Annotated in this window: 15 protein-coding genes; 5 read left to right on the top strand and 10 right to left on the bottom strand. The window is 66.1% G+C overall.

Annotation, left to right across the window (positions count from 1 at the left end; all coding sequences use genetic code 11):
• The first annotated feature begins 366 nt into the window (after positions 1-366).
• Positions 367-597 (top strand): transposase, encoded by a 231-nt coding sequence (locus tag Ssi02_RS30880; protein WP_239130118.1) that lies wholly within the window; start codon positions 367-369, stop codon positions 595-597.
• Here Ssi02_RS30880 and Ssi02_RS30875 read toward each other — a convergent pair.
• From Ssi02_RS30875 to Ssi02_RS30865, 3 genes are all read right to left on the bottom strand, one after another.
• Entirely contained in the window at positions 581-2,740 is a 2,160-nt protein-coding gene (locus tag Ssi02_RS30875) for a site-specific DNA-methyltransferase (RefSeq protein ID WP_204031087.1), read from the bottom strand. The genes Ssi02_RS30880 and Ssi02_RS30875 overlap by 17 nt on opposite strands.
• A 7-nt stretch (positions 2,741-2,747) precedes the next feature.
• The gene (locus tag Ssi02_RS30870) at positions 2,748-5,480 is read right to left on the bottom strand and encodes a DEAD/DEAH box helicase (RefSeq protein ID WP_204031086.1); all 2,733 of its coding nucleotides are present in this window, start codon (positions 5,478-5,480) and stop codon (positions 2,748-2,750) included.
• Positions 5,481-6,016: 536 nt separating this feature from the next.
• Positions 6,017-7,234 carry an IS701 family transposase gene (locus tag Ssi02_RS30865; protein WP_204031102.1) on the bottom strand — a complete coding sequence of 406 codons (1,218 nt, stop codon included), beginning with the start codon at positions 7,232-7,234 and terminating at the stop codon, positions 6,017-6,019.
• Between the two features lie 507 nt (positions 7,235-7,741).
• Here Ssi02_RS30865 and Ssi02_RS30860 point away from each other — a divergent pair.
• The gene (locus tag Ssi02_RS30860; protein WP_204031085.1) at positions 7,742-8,476 is read left to right on the top strand and encodes a hypothetical protein; all 735 of its coding nucleotides are present in this window, start codon (positions 7,742-7,744) and stop codon (positions 8,474-8,476) included.
• Between the two features lie 345 nt (positions 8,477-8,821).
• Positions 8,822-9,103: a Fic family protein gene (locus Ssi02_RS30855; protein WP_204031084.1), complete on the top strand. Its 282-nt coding sequence runs from the start codon at positions 8,822-8,824 to the stop codon at positions 9,101-9,103.
• A gap of 161 nt (positions 9,104-9,264) precedes the next feature.
• On the opposite strand, the gene Ssi02_RS30850 is transcribed toward Ssi02_RS30855, so the two are convergent.
• The 4 genes from Ssi02_RS30850 to Ssi02_RS30835 all read right to left on the bottom strand — a co-directional run bounded on the left by Ssi02_RS30850 (position 9,265) and on the right by Ssi02_RS30835 (position 13,524).
• Complete coding sequence (locus Ssi02_RS30850) at positions 9,265-10,491, bottom strand: beta-ketoacyl-[acyl-carrier-protein] synthase family protein (RefSeq protein ID WP_204031083.1); 1,227 nt, start codon at positions 10,489-10,491, stop codon at positions 9,265-9,267.
• A gap of 174 nt (positions 10,492-10,665) precedes the next feature.
• Complete coding sequence (locus tag Ssi02_RS30845; RefSeq protein ID WP_239130116.1) at positions 10,666-11,337, bottom strand: response regulator transcription factor; 672 nt, start codon at positions 11,335-11,337, stop codon at positions 10,666-10,668.
• Positions 11,324-13,039, bottom strand: a complete 1,716-nt coding sequence (locus Ssi02_RS30840) for a sensor histidine kinase (protein WP_204031082.1) — start codon at positions 13,037-13,039, stop codon at positions 11,324-11,326. Before Ssi02_RS30840 ends, Ssi02_RS30845 begins: the two co-directional genes overlap by 14 nt.
• A 122-nt stretch (positions 13,040-13,161) precedes the next feature.
• Positions 13,162-13,524 (bottom strand): response regulator, encoded by a 363-nt coding sequence (locus tag Ssi02_RS30835; RefSeq protein WP_204031081.1) that lies wholly within the window; start codon positions 13,522-13,524, stop codon positions 13,162-13,164.
• A gap of 215 nt (positions 13,525-13,739) precedes the next feature.
• Between Ssi02_RS30835 and Ssi02_RS30830 the strand changes: the two genes are divergently transcribed.
• Positions 13,740-14,783: an SH3 domain-containing protein gene (locus Ssi02_RS30830; protein WP_204031080.1), complete on the top strand. Its 1,044-nt coding sequence runs from the start codon at positions 13,740-13,742 to the stop codon at positions 14,781-14,783.
• A 35-nt stretch (positions 14,784-14,818) separates the two neighbouring features.
• Entirely contained in the window at positions 14,819-15,436 is a 618-nt protein-coding gene (locus Ssi02_RS30825) for an LGFP repeat-containing protein (RefSeq protein WP_204031079.1), read from the top strand.
• Here the strand turns inward: Ssi02_RS30825 and Ssi02_RS30820 are convergent.
• From Ssi02_RS30820 to Ssi02_RS30810, 3 genes are all read right to left on the bottom strand, one after another.
• Entirely contained in the window at positions 15,317-16,543 is a 1,227-nt protein-coding gene (locus tag Ssi02_RS30820) for an FAD-dependent oxidoreductase (protein ID WP_239130114.1), read from the bottom strand. The two genes, Ssi02_RS30825 and Ssi02_RS30820, sit on opposite strands and share 120 nt — an antisense overlap.
• A 158-nt stretch (positions 16,544-16,701) precedes the next feature.
• Complete coding sequence (locus tag Ssi02_RS30815) at positions 16,702-17,721, bottom strand: terpene synthase family protein (protein WP_204031078.1); 1,020 nt, start codon at positions 17,719-17,721, stop codon at positions 16,702-16,704.
• Positions 17,722-17,804: 83 nt separating this feature from the next.
• Positions 17,805-19,082: an FAD-dependent oxidoreductase gene (locus Ssi02_RS30810; protein WP_204031077.1), complete on the bottom strand. Its 1,278-nt coding sequence runs from the start codon at positions 19,080-19,082 to the stop codon at positions 17,805-17,807.
• Positions 19,083-19,193 lie beyond the last annotated feature (111 nt).

Raw genomic sequence — 19,193 nt, 5'->3', positions numbered from 1 at the left:
ACCAGCAGACCCGGGAGCCGCACGCCCGCGTCCTTGAGATCCAGGCGTTTCCGCCCCAACTTGAGATCGGACGGGAAGCGTGACATCGGTCGGACAAAGTGCAGGCATGCCGGCTTCAACACCCCGGGTTCATCGTGCTTTGCTCAATCGGCGTACTTCGGGCAGTGGACGCATGCCTTGGAACCGTGCTAATTCATCCTTGATGCCCTCCGAAGAGGGCGGTTCGCGAATTGATGCCCCGTCGTGTCGGACTATAATCGAGCGAATCTGGAACGTTATGCCTGGCTGACCGGCCCGGATCTGCTGGGATGGTTCGGCGGGCGAGCGTAAGCCGTACCCGAGCGCCTATCCGACGAGCGGTAGGCCTTGATCGAGCCGGTCATCACGGCGTGGAAGACCGCACACGCCTCGGTCAGCGGCCATCAGGGCGGCTACGAGATACGGGAGATCGTCAACGCGATCCTCTATCAGAGCCGGACCGGCTGCCAGTGGGACTTCCTGCCCTACGGCAGGCTCTCATCGATTTCCGAACATGCACCACAGGAGGCTGATACCCCCTACCGATCCCGATGCGGTTCACTTATCGCAAAAGATTGATTTCAAAGCTGCGCAAGTAGTCGGCGTAGAGCCTGGTGATCGACAAGCGTCGATCTAGACGGCCTGCAACCTGCTGGTACTCAACGGTCGAGTCCGTGACGATAAACACGTGCGTGAGCGGTAAAGCCGCGCTGCTGCGATTCGCGACTGCGCTGATAAAGCTCGGCCAGGTCGAAGTGTCGAACAGAACGCCGTAGGTTGCTGCGTCAGGTAATGCCCAACCGCGCGTCCTGTCGACGCTGTCGATGCGCTCGCCAAGGGCGCCAGCTTTGAGCCAGAGCAGTGGTGCGATTGATTCAAAACGACGGCCAAGGGAAACCAAGGCTACGTCCTCGTAGGTGAGGTCGAAGAACTCGACATTTTCGGCAAGGCCGTCACTCATCGGGAACTCATCGACGAACTTGTAGCCCCCCTTCACCGGATTCCCGGTTGAATCCACACCTGTGAGGGCTGCACGGACCCGGGGCATGGTCACGTGCTGGAAGATACCCAGCGCCTCCCAGGCAGGGTCGCCAGGGTTGAGGCCCTGATCGCGTAGCTGAACGGCCTCATTCGCGGACACCTCGTTGTTGGTCACAAGGATGCTTCGACGATGGCCGCCATCCGCATGGTTCAGTCGGGCGACCGAGTGCATCGTCGTTCCGGAACCCGCGAAGAAGTCGAGAACCAGGGCGTCGGTTTTGGCACCCACGGCGAACCGCAAGCAGTCCTCCACGGCGTAGAGAGACTTTGGGAAGGGGAACTTCCGGTCGGGGAGGAGGGCTGAGAGGACTCCCGAACCGTAGTACCCGGCGTTGTGTGCGGACCTGTTCCAGATGCTCATCGCCGCACGCATGGGGCGCTCGTTCATCTGCAGTTCCAGGACACCGTTCTCATCGCGTCCTGTGACGACGATTTCGCCCCGGTCGATGCGCTCGCGTTGTCCTCGGTTGAGGTAAAGGATGCTCCACCGGTCATTCTTTCGGTCGTACGCGCCGGCCTTCGCCATCCCGTGGGCCACGAGGTCACGGAGCGTGGCGGCCGAGCATTGCCAGCGCTTCTCTTCCCCTGTCATGCTGATGGGCCAGACAGCGACCAAGCCGAGTTCACCCGGGACGCTGTTTCGGTCGGCGTCGATGGGTATCGGGTCACCGACCTTGGCGATTCTGCGGTGCGCAGGGTCAATGAAGATCGGGTAGAAGAGGTTAGGGCGATCGCGGCGCAGGGCGTTGTTGCTGCCCTTGATCAGCCGTTCCCAACGTACGGCCTCCGCCCTTTGGGAGTCGTTGGCCTCTCCGGTGAGCAGATCGTCTCCGGTCAGACAAGGCCCCGCGTCGCCGATGAAGACAAAGAAGGCGTACTCCTCGACCCGCGTGAACTCCTTAGCACGGGCCACACCGCGATGGTTGATGGCGATGGAGACCATCTGGGCCTGTTGCGCTGGGAAGGTCTGCTCGATCAGCAGGCCGAGGCGATGGACCTCTTTCTCGTCGATGGTGACGATGAGGACCGAGTCGGCGGGGTTTAGAAGGCGCTTCGCGAGCTGAAGGCGTCTTTCCATAAAGGAAAGCCACTTGCTGTGGCGGTAGGGGTCTTTGTCATCGACGTAGTTATTGTTGTACTTCCAGTCACGGGCGCCGGTATTGTAGGGCGGGTCGATATAAATGGCGTCGACTCGGCCTTCATAGGGATACAACAGTGCTTGAAGGGCATGATAGTTCTCGGCATTGATGACAGTGTGGAACGGCTTGCCACCGGTATTGCCTTCAACGCCTCCTCCGCGGATTATCTGGCCAGTCGACTTCAGCCCGGGATAGATGGGGTCGCCAAACTCCCGGATGACGACGAGCCGATCGAGTGATTCGCTCCGGGTGTTGCCCTCGGAGTCACTCAGCAGAGCTTTGCCGTCATCACGATTGGTCGTAATGATCGTCCAGATTCCCGTGCCCTCGACCATAGTGCGGTCACGGGTGTCTCCCTGGAGAACCTGAACCTTGTCCCCGGCGCGGACGGGAAATTTCGGGAGGATGACGGTCTCGGGTTGGTGCCGGTCGTAGACGAGGCCGAATCGCCGGGTCTTGGTTACCTTGTCATACTCGGCACGAAGAGCATCGCGCAGTTGCGGATCCTTGACTGCGTCGATCAGGTTGTCGATGTGCGCCATGGTCGTCTCAGTAGTTGATCGCGTGCCAGCGGAACAGTTCTGCCGCGTCAGTGCCCTGGTACGCCTCGATGGCTGCCCTTACCTTCGAGTTGAGATGGTTGAGCATCCAGTAGTCGCCCTCGATCTTGGCGATGGACTGGATGCGGTGAAAGCGTGAGCCATGCTTGCTCGAATACGCGGCCAGGCCCTTGAGCTTGGGCACCGCGTCGGCCAGGTGGGTGCCGTGTGGGTCGATCAGCTCGGCGACCAGTTCGTCGCCAACGCGGCTGACGAAGATGAAGTCTGGCGCGAGCCCGGCGGTTCCCATCGCGGTTGCGTATGGGATCTGCAGAGAGTGCCGGCCGCTGGACGGGTTGCGGTACCAAGCAACGGCCCCGGCCTTGAGTTCGGTACGAAGCACGTGTTCTTCCCAGTCATGGAGTTTGACCTGGTAATTGCCGTCCGCATCCGAGAGAACGTGGCGCTCCCACACCGTTCCTTCGGCGTCGTCAGTTCGACGGGTAGGCAGGCTAATCGAAGTCGGAAGTGGCCGGTCAGACTCTTCCTTAATGCGGTCGAAGCGGTCCTTCTCTCCGTCTGGGAGCCGAGTCATCGCCGAACCGTAGGAGGTGAACCATTCCTCAACAAGTTGGGAAGCCCGTTGATCCAGTTGCCCAGGCAGCTTCGGATCACTGGCCACGGCGATGGTGGTGATCATCGCTTCGGTGACTTCCTCGTCTGTTGTAGCCAGGCGATCCACATACTCATTGGCCAGGCCTTGAGGAAGAGCGGCGCGGGCTCGGTCCATGAGAATGCCAATCCCGCGGGCGTCGAGGTGAAGGACCGTGTCAGTCTCAGCTTGGCCTTCACCGATGTTGGCCAAGCTGACAGAGCGTTCGAACAGCCGGGCACTGGCGGCACTCTCTCGCAGAGTCGCGAGTTCTCCTGTGGCTTCTAAGTCGACGCGATGGGCGTCTATGACGGCCAGTAGGGCGTTCCTGGCGCGCGTTAGGGCATAAGGATCGATCGACTGCCCGTTGTGCTCTGCCGCCAGCAGGATTGCCAGGTTGAACAGCCGAAGGATCGGTGATCGCGAGCGCGTCCGGCGTGGAATGGTGTAGGAAGGCAGGGACTCAATGACGTCGAACGCGCTCTTGTCCCCTGTCGGGGTCAGCGCCTGGTCTGGTGCAGGGTCGGCGAATAGCCCGTCCTTAGGGAGCTCCCCCGTCTCCGTCGGCGTTTGCCCGACTGGGAGTCCGGTCGATTGACTAGGCGTCGTCGTGGGCGTAACAGTCCAAGATGGATTCACAGGTTCATGCTCTCCCCGGAGCGTGAACTCGGTTCCCGGCTCGTCGTCCATCACGGCGGTGGTAACTGACACAGCAGACTTTGTCGCGTAGCTCAGGCTCGGATTACGCGTCAACTCGACGGGCTTAGTGACGACCTTGGTTCCCGTCGCGAGCGTCTCGTCGTCACCGGCTTTGAACCGCTCCGCGATGGCATCAACGGCGGCCTGATCGAACTTGGGCAAGATGCAGTGAACAGCGTTGAGATCCTCGTCCGTAGAGATGCGTCGGGCCAAAGGGGTACGCACCATGCGACCCATGACCTGCGTGATCAAATCCATGTCCTTGGCCACGCGTAGCGACAGCAGAACTTCAGCTCGAGGACAGTCCCAGCCAGTCGTGATCGCTGTCTTGCATAGTACGACGCGGATGTCTATTCGGTCTTGGATGTCTTCCGGAGGACACCAAGCGATTTGGTACGTTCCCGCATCTGCGAGGGTGTGGTCGGCGAACGTATGCACGATGTTAGCCGGCGTGACATCCGGCCACTCTTCGATGATGGTGCCCACCAGATCACCGAGATCTTTGCTGCTCGGCTTGTCAGCGACCTGAACGACCAGCGCAGGGTGCACCGGTGGTTCAGACATCGACGCGGTGTAGTCAGCCCACTTGTGGTCGTACTCACGCACACGCTTTATCGCGTGTCGAACCAAGGTGGATTCGGCTGCATCGATTCCACGCGTATGGCCCAGGATGATCTGATCCTTCAGCAGCCCCGAAGCACGGACGTCCTCGATCCGGACGGGATGTGTCTTCGTCGTGCGGCCGAGTTCGGACATGGCCGACAAGAACCGCTTCGGAGTCGCCGAGATCCCCCATACCACCGGGACCGGAGTGCGGCCAGTGGCGCCGCCGCCGATGATCTGTGTGACGATCGTGTCTCTGGTCCTACGGGCCGTGGCCATGCCGCGATGCGCCTCGTCGACCACCACCACGAATCCGTACGGCCGTTTGGACACCGTGTTACTGATGGTCTCCCACAAAGAGTAGGTTCGTCCGTCGACTAGTGACTTGGACAAGGTGGCTGATGAGCTGAGCTTTTGGATGTTGAGGAAGTAGACCCGACCGGGAGCAAAGACCTCCTCGTCAAAATCGTTCTCGATTGTGATCAGGCGGTTTGGAGCTAACGCCGAGGAGGCGGCCATCATTTTGTGCAAAGTCTGTCGATTCAGCGAGGGGTCGTCAGTGACCCAGAGAAACGTCGCGTCCACGATGCCCGGAGCGGCCTCGTCACCATCGAGGGACGCTTCGATCACTGAGGTGGCAATGACCGTTTTGCCTGAGCCCGTTGGTGCGGCAAGTACCACGGCCGTGCGCTCGTCGGCGTCGTCCGCATGGTCATGAGCAGCCTTGACCAGATACTTCGACACCACCGCTGCCGCGGACTCCTGGTAGTCGAATAACTCGTATTTCAACGCCAGTTCCTCCGCGCCCGTTCGTCGCGCACGCCAAGAAGGCCTCGTGGATCGGAGCTCGATTCATGAGAGTTGACACTTACCTTAATGATCGATAGATCGCGATACTGACACAGTATTCACCAATCCGATAGGTCCCCTTTTGGGACAAAATAGGATATTGGGCCCGACCGAAAATAGCCTGATTCGCCAGGCGTATGCCTCAACGCGAGGCCAGATCCCTACATGAATCTTTTTCATGACATTTGAATAGCTAGCGTTATGGTCATATCAGATTGGTTACACAACTACGCACCCTGCGAACCGCGCAATGACGAGACTGAGATCAGGGTGCGTCTATGCATACATCCACAGGGCGAGGGTGGCAGTTTTCGAAAGTATTATCGCATATTAAATATGCCAAATAGATGGGGTCGTCGGACGATAGCGTGCATTCATGATTCATGGATCCAAGTGGTACGACCAGTGGCAGCCCCAACACATGACTCGCCATGACCCCCTGCTTCCCCTAGTACTCCAGCTGTAGATCGTGATTTCTACGGCTCGTAGGCAGATTGCCGCCGGTAATGACTCGCCCGAGCACGCGCCTGATGACGACGGCGCCAGTCAGACCACCTCTGAACATGCGAATCCACCCGTGAACCGACCAGGCGCCGAACCTCAGCCGCGGAATAGGGAACCGCACCCTCACCGGTCACCGCCGGCCGCACAGCCACCGCCACCGCAACCAGCAGCGCGTGAGCGCACATGGCCAACACGGTCCAGCGCCGCCAAGAGGTCCAGGTGCGCACCTGGTGCTGGTCCAGACCGCACAGCCCCTTGGCGGTCTGGAAGCACTCCTCCACAGCCCGGCGCCGCCCGGCCACCCCCACCAGAACCCGCAGCGGAACCGGGCAGGGCGACCGGCACCGGTAGAACGCGTACTCGCCGGTGCGGCGGCTGCGCCTGGCCGGAAGCCACCGGCACCCCGCCTCTCCGGGCTCCACGGCCACCAGCGCCCAGTCGTGGAAGCGGTGGCCCTTGGCGCCCCGCCCGGCCGAGCAGCGCTGCCAGGCCCGCCCCGGCAACCTCGCGACCAGCTCGTCGACGCGCACACCGCCGGTGCCGGTGTCCACCCGATGCCGGGCGGCGACCGCGAGCACGTGGCCGACCCCCCGCTGCTCCAGCTCCCCTCGGAGCGCCGGGCTCTGCCCGTAGACCTCGTCGCCGGCCACCCATCCGGCCCGCACCCCCGCCCCCAGCACGCGCACGATCATCCGAAGGGCGAGGTCGGGCTTGGTCGCGAACCCGACCCCTGCGGGGACGCCGGCCTCCCGGCACCGGCCGGGGGCGCAGGTCCAGCAGGCCGGCAGGTACAGCTCCCGGTCGATGAACGTGTGCCCGGCCTCGGTGGAGTAGGCCAGGTAGACCGCGACCTGGCTGTTCTCCACCCGCCCCGCGGTCCCGGTGTACTGCCGCTGCACTCCGACCGAGCGGGTGCCCTTCTTCAGATCGCCCGTCTCGTCGACGATCAGGACCGTCCCGGTGCCGCCCAGGTTCTCGACGACGAAGTCCCGCAGGTCGTCGCGTACTCCGTCGGTGTCCCAGCTCGCCCGCGACAGCAGGTGCTGCATCCCGCCGGGGGAGGTGTCGCCCGCATGCTCGGCGAGGGTCCAGCAGTTCTTGCGCGGGAGTTCGGCCCGCATGGCCTCCACCAGGGTGCGGGTCCGCCGCCGGGTCTCCACCCGTGTGAAGCGGCCTGCGATCCGTCCCATCAGGTCATCGGTCAGCGTGCGCCACCGTGCGCGTACTAGGCTGTGGTCGGCGGCCACCGTGTGATCTTCTTTTGTCTTCACAAACAAGGATGATCGGCGGTGGCCGTCCTCGTTTCCCCCAGTTCAGGACCCCGGCAACGATCTACAGCTGGAGTACTAGCCAACGGCCGCAACGTACGTACCCTGGTCGCTCAGTGCGGCGGACCACTGCTCCTGCACGCCACCACCTCACCGAACTGGACCGCCGAACTACACCGCCACCGTCCCAACCACAACGATGCCCTACCTGCCGCATCCCCGATATCACGCCACAGATGGCTTGCTCCAAAGGACCGGCCGCACCAAATCATCAGGCAGCCCCGACGCCCACCCTGCCCGTTCTATCGCCGTGGGGCGAGCTTCTACTGGCCGCCGTGCTCGCCAACTGCCTGTAAGGACGATCCTCGGGCGCATTTGTACGAGACCTGGATTTCCTGAGTGGCTGATCCAGACTCGGTAGGGTTCGAGATGGAATCGGTGCTGTTCGATCTGGGGGCCATCACGTCCAGCAACCTGTGCGACAGGCCGCGCCATCCGCGACATTTGACCTGGCCGGAAGCTGACCCGGCGCGCCATCCCTTCGCGTGGGATGAGATCGAGAAGATCGAGGTCACCAGGGTGGTCGCCGCCATGGTGCCGCCGCGGGGAGCAGACCAGAGCGAGCGGTTTCGATTTCTCGACGGAGTGACCGACTTCCTGGTCACGCGCTACGGGCGGTGGGCGTGCGGCTGGAACTGGAGCGTCGGTGAGGCCGATGTAGATGGCGGCGTGGTGACGAGTTGGTGCTGCCGGTCCCACTGGGTTATCGAGCCGGACGAGACTGCCGAGATGGTCGCGGAGTCGCTGGTGGAGTGGCGAGGCCGGTTGGAGGACCTCGCCGAGCGCTTCGCGGACCTGGCTTCGGCACCGCAGTCCGATGAGGAGCACCGCAGTTGGCACGTGGAACGGGCGACGGTTCGCTTAGTGACGGTGGTGGTGGATCGTAGCCAAGCCGAGAGCGCTTGGTACGGGCACCGCGAGCAGGTGCTGCGGTGGTTCCTCACCTCGACCGGGGTGAAGCAGGCCGCAGCGGAGGAAGTGGTGGAGGCGGCGATCGGCGGGCGATTCCACAGTTGGGTCGGGCCTGAACGCCTGGTCCTCGACGCCGTGGGCACGGATCTGGCGGTGAGGGTGACCGGGCGGCAGCCGTACAGTGACCGGTGACGCGCTTGAGGACTGGCGGCAGGTCAGGCGGCACGTCGACTGGTCGGCGAGCGTCGGCACGACCGTCACCGGGCCCGTCGCGGGGGTCGTGGACGGGTTCGCGGCCTGGTGCGATGGGACGGTCCGCCGCCGTGACTCCGACCGTGCCGACAGGTTGCTGTCGGCTGTGGCGTTGGCCCGCGCGGACGCCGACCGGAGGGCGCCGCTCGCGTTCGAGCTAATGGCACGGTGGCAGCGGGTGGTCCTGAACGTGCCCGAGGCCCACTTCCGGCACGGTGTCGCCTACGCGAAAGGCGGTCGTGAGCGCCACGGCCTGACGCCGTCCACCCAGGCGGACTTGGAACGATGCCTGAGCGACAGCGCCGATCCGGCCGTGCCCCTGCAGGCGCGGGCGGCGCGCACCTACATGGACGTTGCGTTTTCCACCCTTTCGTTGACGGGAATGGGCGAGCGGCACTGCTGGCGCTGGACTTCGTCCTGCTGCGGGAAGGCGTGCTCCTCGACCAGGTCGGCCCCCTTCAGGTCGCCAGGTTCGGCGACGACTCGGCGGGTGCGGTCGATCGCGTGCAGTTGGTCGACATCCTTATCCGCACGGCGCAACGGCGCGGCCCGGCCTCCGGGCCCTGACGAACGGCTGAGGAGGTCATCAGGCCGGGGGTCGGTCGAGCAGGACGGCGTCGAGGGTCCAGGCTCACGTGAGAGGTCTTGCTCCGTTACTCACTGGATCCGATCAAGCGGCACAGATTCACCGCCGTTTTGCCAGACAGTCTGGCACTCCCACGTTGAAGCTAATCGGCCGTAATAAAGGCCAGGGAGGCGTTGTGGCCGCCGAAGCCGAAGGAGTTGGCTATGCCGGCGGTCCAACGGCCCTGGCGGGGGTGGCCGGTGACGATGTCGAGGTCTACCTTGGGGTCCTGTTGGGTGAGGTTGAGGGTGGCGGGGATGGTGCCGTCGCGGAGGGCCAGGGTGGTGGCCAGGGCGCCCATGGCGCCGGCGGCGCCGCAGAGGTGGCCGGTCATGGATTTGACGGCGGTCACTGCGGGGTGGGTGCCCAGGGCTTCGGTGATGGACTGGGCTTCGGTGAGGTCGCCGCTTGGGGTGGAGGTGGCGTGGGCGTTGACGTGGCCTACGTCCTCGGGGGTGAGGTCGGCGGAGTTCAGGGCCAGGCGGATCGCGCGCTTCTGGCCGGCGGAGTCGGCGCCGGTGATGTGGTGGGCGTCGGACGTCACGCCGGCGCCGGCGAGGACGGCGTGGGGGCGGGCGCGGCGGGCGGCGGCGAATTCGCGGCGTTCGAGGACCATGAGGGCGGCGCCCTCGCCGAGGATGAAGCCGTCGCGGTCGGCGTCGAAGGGGCGGGAGGCTTCCTCGGGGGCGTCGTTGCGTGAGGAGAGAGCTCGGGCCTGGGCGAAGCCGGCGAGGGTGAGGGGGTGTACGCATGCTTCGGCGCCGCCGGCGATCACCACGTCGGCGCGGCCGAGGCGGATGAGGTCGAGGGCGAGGGCGATGGCCTCGGCTCCGGAGGCGCAGGCGCTCACCGGGGTGTGCGCGCCGCCTTTGGCGCCGAACTCGATGCTGACGGCGGCGGCCGGGCCGTTGGGCATCAGCATGGGGATGGTGTAGGGCGAGATCTTGCGGGCGCCGGAGGTCTCCAGGAGGTCGTCCTGGGCCAGCATGGTGAGGGCGCCGCCTACGCCGGTGCCGATGACGACGGCCAGGCGTTCGGGTTCTACCTCGGGGGCTCCGGCGTCGGCCCATGCTTCCCGTGCGGCTACGAGGGCGGCCTGCTGGCAGCGGTCGAGTCGCCGGGCGGTGACGCGTCCGAGCACTTCGGCGGGGTCGACCTGGAGGCGTCCGGCGATCCGTACGGGCAGGTTTTCGGCCCATTCCTCTTCGATCAGGGTGATGCCGGAGCGTCCCGCCAGCAGCCCGGCCCAGGTGGAGGCTACGTCTCCGCCCAGGGGAGTGGTGGCGCCGAGCCCGGTGATGGCCGCACCGGTCTGTACTCCGTTCAGCATCGATGACCCCTTCGTTGTGCTTTGGGAGACCTGTCAGGTATTGGTCCCGATACAACGCTGCCAGGGGAAATGCCCCAAGACATATGACCTGATCAACGAAAAAGTCGTAGAAGATTTGTCCGTTCACAGCTCCGGAACAGCTCCGGAACAGCTCCGCGCGGACGAGCCCCAGCCCTACAAAGACTCAGGCCGCAGATAGGCGAGCACCGCCAGCACCCGGCGATGGTAGTCCGGCGCCGGCGGCAGATCCAACCGCACAAAGATGCCCCGGATATGAGCCTCCACCGTACGCAACGTAAGAAAGAGCTGCGCACCGATAGCCTGGTTGGACAACCCCTGCGCCATTAAGGCCAGTACGGCGTGCTGCGCCGGGCTGAGTACCTCAGCCGGTTGGCGTGGTGCCGCCAGCATCGCGTCCACGACCGCCCGATCCACCACATAGCCACCCGACCGCACCCGATACAGGGCGTCGACGAAGGCATCGACCCCGCTCACCGTGTCCTTAAGCAGATAACCGACCCCTCGTGGAGCCCCGTCCAGCAGGGCGAACAAGTAGCGGGTCTCCACATGCGCGGACAACACCAGCACTCCGGTGCCGGGGTGGGTGCGGCGCAGCTCCGCGGCCGCGCGAAGCCCTTCGGTCTGAAATGTCGGCGGGAGCCGTACATCGACGACCACCACATCCGGCGTGTGCCGGTCGACGGCGGCGTGCAGGGCCGGGACGTCGCCGACTTCCGCCACCACGTCCACCCCTTCGGCGCGCAGGATCTCGGCGATGGCCTGGCGCAGGAACACGGCGTCCTCGGCGAGCACCACGCGCAGCGGCGCTCTGTCAGGTGTGGTCAACGGGCAATACCGCCTTGATCGTGGTTCCCCCCTGCTCGGGGCTGTTCAGAGTGAGGGTGCCGCCGACCGTCGCGACGCGGTCGAGCAGTCCTTGCAGCCCGGAGCCGCCACTCGCGTTCGCGCCGCCTCTGCCGTCGTCGCGCACCGACACCGACAACACGCCGTCGGCGCACGCCACGGCAACCTCGACGTGTACGGCATGAGCATGCTTGAGCGCGTTCGTCACTGCCTCGGACACCACGAAGTACGCGGCCGACTCGATGTTCGTCGCCAGCTTCGGCAGCGGCCCGATCTCCGTCCGCACCCGCACCTCCGGCGGGAGGCGGCCCACGACCTCCTTGACGGCGGCGGCCAGCCCGGCCTCGGTCAGGATCGCCGGGTGCAGGCCGCGCGCCAGTTCCCTGATGTCGGTCAGCGCCGCCTCCAGTTGGGCGGCGATCCTGGTGAGCTGCTCCTGGATCGCCGGTTCGCCCTGCCCGAGGCGGCGGCGGGCGGCGTTGGCCCACAGCAGCGCGGTCACCAGGCGCTGCTGTGCGCCGTCGTGCAGGTTGCGTTCGATGCGGCGGCGTTCGGCGTCGGCCGCCTCGACGATCCGGGCCCGCGACGCCTGTACCTCGGCGAGCTGGGCGGCGACCTGGGCGGACAGGTCCTGGTTTGTCAGGGCGAGGCCGGTCGCGGCGGTGACGGACTCCAGCACATGGGGGTCCTCGGACAGCAGGGGGTCGTGCACCAGGACCGCCTGCCGGTTGCCGCTGCGGCCGATGACGGTGATCGTCCGGGGTGGCCGCCCGGAGCCCATGGCCAGGGGCACGCCGTGGATGTCGACGAGTCCGGCCTCGCTCCAGAAGGCGATTCGCAGGGAATCGTCGCGGAGTGTGCGGGCGAGGAGGTCTTGCATCTCGGCCGTTCGCAGGGGTTCGTTGAGCCGCCTGGCCAGCCTGTTGACGGTGCCGCGGCCGACGAAATAGTGCAGCATCCAGATCAGCGGCATCAGCGGCAGCGCGGCGAACAGCACATCGTAGGCGCGGACGAACGCGTCATGCGTCGGCACGATGTCGCGGAGCGCCAGCCCCACGGCGGTGATGACGCCGGTGGCGGGCATGACGACGATGACCGGCGTGAGCAGGGACCGCAGTACGGCATTGGCCCGCCACCAGCGGCGAATCAAGATGATGACGATCGCGGCGGCGATGAAGGCCGCGAGGAAACGTCCTGCGGTCTGGACGGCGTGGTTGAAGTAGGGAAGATCGACTATGAGGAGAAGGCCGGGCGCGTTGCCGCGGAAATGGGCGGCCTGGTCGCTGAACAGCGCCGTCGAGAAGCCCATGGTGACGACTCCGGCATAGCCGGTGATGATCAGTGCCCGCCGCGGGCGCGTTTCGAGGCGGCCCGTGGGAAACGCGAGCGCCAAATGCGCGAGAAACGCACTTGAGGTGGACGCGGTCAGCTGGCCGAGGGTGTGAATCCAGGCGGTCGGGGAGAATTGAAGATCCTCGGAGAGAAAACTGATGCCGACGGCGAGCATAAGCAGGCCGATCCGGTTGGCGGGACGCCGATAATGCGCCAGCATTCCGGAAACCAAGTAAAGCGATCCGCTGATCGCGTGGACCGTGACCCGGAAGGGGTCGGCGTTCGGGTCGTTCGCCGCGATGGTTGTGGTCGCGACGCCAAACACCACCCCAAACAGGGCAAGTCCCCACATTGCGCCATGTCGGTGCCACCAAGGTGATATTTCGCCAGTTTTTCCCGGCTCCACATGCAGAGTCTCTCTTGGCGCCAGGATCCCGGTCAACGCGATTTCACGATAGAACTCTACGACGCACCTCAGCCGTCGAGGACACGGATTAGCTCCTCGGTCGACAAAGCCCATTTAGCGACAAATCCACGCGCCCCGCACTCCGCCACGAGCGGCCCGTAGTCGGACGCGTCCCTCACCGAGCACAACACGACACTGATCTCCGCGTGCGAACGCATCAGTGTCAGGCACACGTCGAATCCACTCACATCGGGCAGTTGCACGTCGAGCAGCACCACCTCCGGGCGCACCCCGTTCGCCGCGCCGATGCCGGCCGAACCGGTCGCCGCCTCGCTCACCACGTGGAACGCCTCGCCGTCGAGCAGTTCGCGCGCGACCGCACGGAACGCCGGGTCGTCGTCCACGATCAGCAGCCTGCGTCTGGCGGTCACGCCCGCCTCCGATCTGGGCGCCGGTCGCCGCGACGCCTGTGTGGCCGGACTGAGATCCCTTCCCCACCACTGTCGCCCATCGGGCATGCCGGGGGCATCGGTGCAGCCACTCAAGTCCCCAGATATTTACGTGTCTGCACGGATGTGCCCGCTTACCGCTCCGGGAGAACCTTGGCCCACGAACAAGCAAGGCGCGGAACAACGAGGTGAGCGGGGTGAAAGGGTCACCCAACCGTACACGGCTGATCGCCGCATTGGCGGCTGCCGCACTGCTCGTGACCGGATGCATGGACGTCGAGGCGGTGTCTTCCGGCACAAACAAAAAGTCGAATGCCGGCAACTGCCGTAAAGCCGGTGCCTTGACCGTCGGTGTGCTGCCGACCGTCAGAGACGCCACCACGGTGGAGAACCCCTGTCTCGGCGTCGCGAAACTGGTCGCCAAAGTGGTCGGCGCCCTTTCCCCCGCGGACGAGGGCAGATTAAAAAAGAACGGATTCCTGAGAGGCGTCACGAAGTTCGCCGGCCGGCTCGACAAACTGACCGACGTCCAAGAGTGCGCCTACCGCACCGACCGGCTGGCCGTACGGTTCTACCAGCACCGGCGGCCCCGCTGGTCGATCGGCGCGGTCGTGGTCGTCCGCGGCGGTGCCGACGCCGTGGTCGACACGGCGCGCTGCGTCCTGCTGAAGCAGTTTGAGCTCCCGTTCGGGCGCAGCGGCGGACAAGGACTCGTCGCCGCCGACGCGCCCGCCGACCGCCCGTGCTTCAACATGCTGCGCACCACCCGCGACGGCAGAGGCTACACCGTCATGTGGGTCGGCTCCTCCACCCGCATGTGCGACGCCATCGCCGACCACTACGGCGCCGACGCGAGCGACCGCACCACGGTCAACGCCGACGTGGTAGCCGTGCGGAGCGGGCCCTACCGCAGCAGCACCCGGCTCGGCACCGCTCCCTTCGGCAGCGTGGCCACCGTGCTGTGCCACACCGCGGGCGGCACGGTCTCGACCGACCGCACCACCAGCGACCGGTGGGTGAAGGCCAAGGTCAACGGCGTCACCGGCTACCTGTGGGAACCGTACCTCGACAACGCCGGCGACGCCGGGACCTGTTCGGACGTGCCCGAGGAACCCGGGCAACCGGACGAACCGCCCGCAGAGGAGCCGCCCGTGGAGGAGCCGCCGGCAGAGGAACCGCCGAGCGAAGAGCCGACTCCCACCGAACCGACCACCGACGACCCCTCCAGCGGCACCGGCTGAACCGATCCCGCCCTCTTCCAGACAGGAGCCGACACATGCACCTCTTCAAACGCGCCCTGCAAGGCCTGGCCGCCGCAACCGCCGTCGTCGCGCTTCTCGCCGCTCCCGCCGCGACGGGAGCGGCGACCCGGGGCATCGCGTGCGACCCCGCCCTCATCGCCCCGACAGGCAGCCTCATCGGCAATATGTGGCGCGCGAACGGCGGCGGGTCGGGCGTCTTCGGCTGCCCGACCACCCGGGAGTTCGGCATCCCGGGCGTCAGGGGCTCCTGGCAGGAGTTCCGGAACGGCAAGATCGTCTGGTCGCCGAATCAGGGCCCCAACCTCCTGCTCAGCATGCACAGGCGCGACCGGCAGGTCGTCTTCCGCTGGAGTACGACGGCGCCGTTCAACTACGACTTCTTCCTCGTCCGCTGGAGCCGGGCGTGGGGGTTCCCCGTAAGCCCCGACCAGCAGGTCAAGGTGACCGGCGGCTCCCGCACCGGCGGGCGCCTCACCGTCGACTTCCCGCGCGGTGAACCCGGCGTCGGCCGCTCATCCTCGGACGGAAAGACGGCGGGCTTCGCGTTCAAGGTCGAAGGCTGCGACGGCACCTTCTTCGGCCGCTCTTCCTGCCGGCAGGGCTGGTCCCTCCCCATCTCGATGCGACTGTGACAAATGGCGTACGGCAGAGCCAGCCGGTCCCTCCCCCCGCAGCAGAGCGTGTACCTCGCGGGCGGCGAGGCGGCCGGCGCGGCTGCCGCCGACGGTGCTGGCGGAAGGCCCGTAGCCGACCAGGTGGAGGCGGGGTTCGGCCACGACCCGGGTGCCGTCCATGCGGATGCCGCCGCCGGGCTCACGGAGACGAAGGGGAGCGAGATGGTCGATGGCCGCGCGGAATCCCGTAGCCCACAAAATGGTGTCGGCGGCCAGGAACCTGCCGTCGGCCCAGACAACGCCGCCGGGCAGCACACGGCTGAACATGGGGAGGCGGCCGTCGAGCAGGCCGCGGTCACGCGCCCGCTTGATCGCGGCTGTCTCCGTCAGCCCGGTGACGCTGACGACGCTGCGCGGAGGCAGCCCGGCACGCACACGACGGTCGACCTCCGCCACCACCTCCCTGCCGTACTCGGGTGTGAACTCGCGGCCGGTGAACTCCGGCGGACGCCTGGTCACCCAGGTGGCCTCGGCCGCGACGGTCGAGATCTCCGTCAGCAGCTCGATCGCCGAGATGCCTCCGCCCACGACGATCACACGCCGGCCGCGGAACTCCTCGGCGGAGCGATAGTCGGCGGTGTGCAGGTGGCGGCCCCGGAAGTCGCCGACGCCGGGATAGTAGGGAACGAACGGCTTACGCCACGTGCCCGTCGCGTTGATCACGGCGCGGGCCGCCCACCGGCGGCCGGGGGACTCGACGAGGAGCCGGTCGCCGGGGCCATGCCGTACGGCTGTGACGGGAACCGGGCGCAGGACGGGCAGCCCAAAACGGTCCTCATATTCAGCGAAATATCCGGACACGACTTCCGCGGCGGGGCGGGTGGGGTCGGGGGAGCGGAACGGCATACCCGGCAGGTCGTGGATGCCGTGTACACCGTCGAGCCGCAGGGAGGGCCAGCGGTGCCGCCACGCACCTCCCGCGCCGTCCTCCCCGTCGAGCACGACGAAGCCGCTGCCGGGGGCAAGCCCGGCACGCCGCAGGAAATAGGCACTGGACAGGCCCGCCTGGCCGGCGCCGATCACCACGACGTCGGTGAAAACCGGATTGATGCGCTCCTCGGTCACATCAGCCGCAACACCGGGCGGCGGCCGGTGCTTCCCAGCGCCTCCGTGTTCCCTGGGGGGTGGGGCGGTCCCGCCACAGCACGGTACGAAGCCGGGGGCAAGGGGTTCGGGGGCGGGTCCGCGGGCAAATGCCCGCGGACCCCGTTCCCGTCCGGCTCTCACCCGCTCTGATGCGCCAATGCCGCCATATGGTGGGCGTCGGCCAGGGGTGCCGAGGCTTCGCCGTACCGCGCCACTTCGCCCTGCCAGGCGAGGTTGGCCCCGGCGAACTCCAGGAGTTCGTCCGTCCAGCGCAGGGTGTCGCGCCGGCCGGGCTCGTCCAGCCGTAGCTGTTCGCAGAGCCGCCGCGTCCTGCGGTGCGCCGTACGGAACTCCTCGACAAGCTGGGAGATCGTCTTGCGGACCTTCCGTTCGGCCGCCTTTCGGCCCAGGTTGTGGGCCATGAGCACCAGAACGGCGTTCGAGGTGTCGCCGCGGACCTCGTCCCTCGTCACCGAGGCCAGGTCGTTGCAGAGGATGCAGATGTCCATGGCGAGGTCGGCCAGTCTCCGCAGATGCGCGTGGAACCACGATTGGGCGGGGACCTCGTAATGGTTGGTGCGTTCAAGCATGTCGAAACAGCACTGGATCCCGCTGACGGGCCTGCGCATGGCGAGATAGCTGTCCAGGTCGGGTTCGAATCCGCGTTTTCGGGAGGTCGCCTCGGAGATGTAGGCCCACATGTATTGGTTCCAGTGGTGGGCCGCTCTCGTTTTCCACGCCGACGACATGCCCGCCGTGCTCCTGCGCCACATGTCGGCGAACGCCGCCGCGATGGGGGAGAGGGAGGCGGGCGGAAGGTCCTCGTGGAGAAGGGAGGTCAAGGTGCGGATGAAGGGTATTCCGTCGGCGGGGGACCTCCAGAAAGCACTTTCAAAACAGTCGTCCAACGCGGCAAAGAAGCACATCATGTCGAGTGCCACGTCCAAATCCGCGCCGCGCGCCTCGGGGTAGGCGTAGCAGACGATCTTCGCGGGATCGGCGTCGGTGAAGCGGCGTGCGGTGGTCGTGCTGTTCATGAAGCCGTAGGACAGGCACCACTCGCGCACATGTTCGCGGGCTCGCGTGAGTTCGGGGTTCGTCCTGTGTGGCAAATCGACAGTGATCGTCGCCTGATCTAGGTGGTCCTTGGCGCTCATCGTGCAGATCCATCTCCTTGTGGGGGCGCGGTCCGCAATCTCCTGCCGGGTGATCGACGGCCGGGGCCGTCATGTGATCGTGACTATCCCTCCTCCCACTCGACTCCAAGGGCTTTGGCCGCCTCCACTCCCGAGACACACGCGTCCTCGTGGAACCCGTCGCCGTGATGCGCGCCCGCGAACGCGAGGACATCGGTCGAGAGCCCGGGAAGGCGCTGCTGCGCGGCGAAGGCGGCCGGGGTGAAAACGGGGTGCCAATAGTGCGCCTGGGACAGGATCCTCGCCGGATCCACCCCCTCGGCTATAAAACTGACGTAGTGCCGGGTGGAGGTCCGCAGCCCCACCGCGGCGTTGTAGTCCCAGTGCCCGGACACGCTGGTGCCTGTGCCGGCGCAGGTCACCGGGAAGCAGGCCGTGCTCTGCGAGCCGCTCTTGTCCCAATAGATCGAGCCGTCGGTGTGGAGCGTCAGGGTGTTCGCGACATACTCGAAGGCGGAAAAGACCTCGCGTTCTGCCGGGGTCGCGTCCGCGAGAATCTCCCGCACCGCCGGCGGGGGCACCGCCACTACCGCCTTGTCGAAACACACCTCGCCGGCCTCGGTGCGCACCGTCACACCTCCCCGCTCCCGCCGTACCTCAAGCACGGGGGTGCCGGTCCGCACCGCCGTCAGTTTCGCCGCGACGCGATTCACATAGGTACGGCTGCCGCCGGGGATGAACAACCACCTGGCATCCGGGTCGGGGCCGCCCAGCAGTTGTTTGCGGGCCATCATGCCGAGCAGCATCGGCATGGAGAGCCGATGCAGGTCGTGGGGTGTGTTCAGCAGCCAGACCGACAGGGCCGGGAAGACGGCGTGGCGCAGGAAGTATGGCGAATACGCCTTGCCGGCGAGCCAGTCTCCCACCGTGAGGGACGGGTCCAGCGACGACAGGTCGGCCATGGCCCCCACCAGGTCGCCGCCGATGCGGTTCATGTCGTCGAGGAAGCGACGCCATTCCAAAGGGGAGGCGCCAGGCGGGCGTTCTGGGACCTCGACGCTGAAGAAAGGGCCCGCGCCCAGTCGCTCGAAACCGCAGGTGGTGCAGACGGTGTCGTTGGTGACGGCGATGGGTTCGCCGGTGATGCCGAGTTCTCTCAGCAGCCGGGTGAAGACGGGGTAGGAACCGTCGTGATACATGGAGAAGCCAAGGTCGACGTAGACCGTCTCGCCGTCGGGGGTGGTCACCCGGTGGGTGTCGCAGTGGCCGCCCACGCGTGGCTCCGCTTCGAAGACGGTCACGTCGAAGGCACGCTGCAATAGATAGGCGGAGGTCAATCCGGAGCCGCCCGCCCCGATGACCGCGACCCTCTGCCTTGCCATGGTCTCGTCCTTTCGCTCACGTGATCGGCGGGCCGGTGAGTCGCCGCGCCCCGGGCACGCGGTGCCCGGGCGGTGGGGCGGCACAAGGGAAAGCGGTGGTCACGCACGCGG

Source organism: Sinosporangium siamense (genome assembly GCF_016863435.1).
Taxonomy (GTDB): Bacteria; Actinomycetota; Actinomycetes; order Streptosporangiales; family Streptosporangiaceae; genus Sinosporangium; species Sinosporangium siamense.
This window is presented reverse-complemented; position numbering and strand designations above follow the sequence as displayed.

What these genes read in the sequence shown, in the direction of transcription:
- Ssi02_RS30875 (WP_204031087.1), bottom strand. Translation starts at nt 2,740, where the DNA reads ATGGCGCACATCGACAACCTGATCGACGCAGTCAAGGATCCGCAACTG.
- Ssi02_RS30865 (WP_204031102.1), bottom strand. Translation starts at nt 7,234, where the DNA reads ATGGGACGGATCGCAGGCCGCTTCACACGGGTGGAGACCCGGCGGCGG.
- Ssi02_RS30860 (WP_204031085.1), top strand. Translation starts at nt 7,742, where the DNA reads ATGGAATCGGTGCTGTTCGATCTGGGGGCCATCACGTCCAGCAACCTG.
- Ssi02_RS30855 (WP_204031084.1), top strand. Translation starts at nt 8,822, where the DNA reads ATGCCTGAGCGACAGCGCCGATCCGGCCGTGCCCCTGCAGGCGCGGGC.
- Ssi02_RS30850 (WP_204031083.1), bottom strand. Translation starts at nt 10,491, where the DNA reads ATGCTGAACGGAGTACAGACCGGTGCGGCCATCACCGGGCTCGGCGCC.
- Ssi02_RS30840 (WP_204031082.1), bottom strand. Translation starts at nt 13,039, where the DNA reads ATGTGGGGACTTGCCCTGTTTGGGGTGGTGTTTGGCGTCGCGACCACA.
- Ssi02_RS30825 (WP_204031079.1), top strand. Translation starts at nt 14,819, where the DNA reads ATGCACCTCTTCAAACGCGCCCTGCAAGGCCTGGCCGCCGCAACCGCC.
- Ssi02_RS30815 (WP_204031078.1), bottom strand. Translation starts at nt 17,721, where the DNA reads ATGAGCGCCAAGGACCACCTAGATCAGGCGACGATCACTGTCGATTTG.
- Ssi02_RS30810 (WP_204031077.1), bottom strand. Translation starts at nt 19,082, where the DNA reads ATGGCAAGGCAGAGGGTCGCGGTCATCGGGGCGGGCGGCTCCGGATTG.